This window comes from Mycobacterium sp. ZZG (assembly GCF_054786995.1).
The window spans coordinates 1-590 of the sequence record NZ_JBTBFV010000198.1 but is presented as its reverse complement, the minus strand read 5'-3'; the positions used below and the strand labels follow the sequence as shown (position 1 = coordinate 590).

Annotated in this window: 1 pseudogene; it reads right to left on the bottom strand. The window is 67.1% G+C overall.

Annotated elements, in window-relative coordinates:
* Positions 1–590 (bottom strand): annotated as a pseudogene (locus ACXMYJ_RS29335) (hypothetical protein); the annotation flags it as partial.

The following is a 590-nucleotide window of genomic DNA, read 5'->3' as shown; positions in this document are numbered from 1 at the left end:
GTGGTGAGTTCCTGCACCGCTGGCAGGTACTGGGTGGAAAGCCGGTGCACCTCTTCACCAAATCCCGAGAAGAGCGCATCCTGCGTGGCCGACTTCAGACCGTCGAACTCCGGCAACAGGTTGCGAATCGACAGGGCGGCCTGCTGAGCCGCGGGTGACAGAGACTGCAGCGCCTCGGCGAACGCCTCGGGGTCACGGACATTCTCGATCGCCTCGCCGAAACCGCCTGTTGCCAAAGCCAGCGTGCCGATTCCAGCACCGGCGGCAGCGACGACGGCCGGCAGCAGCGCGATCGACTGCGTCGCGGTCACGGCGACCTGGGCGAAGTCGATGAGCCCCTGAACGGCTACCGGCGCGGCGAGTAGCCCGATGCCGGAGGCGACGAACCGAGTTGACGCACCAAGGGTGTTGGCCTGCTGAATGACCGAGTCGAACCCGGCGCCGAGTCTGCGCGTGTTCTCTCCGGCGTTGTTGAGCTCCTGCGAGAGCTGGCGGACCGCCGAGGCTTCCCGGCGGTGTGCCGCCGACAGCCGCTCAGCCTGCTGGATCAACTTGACGCGGTCAGTCTCACCGCTGCGGATCAGCGCGTC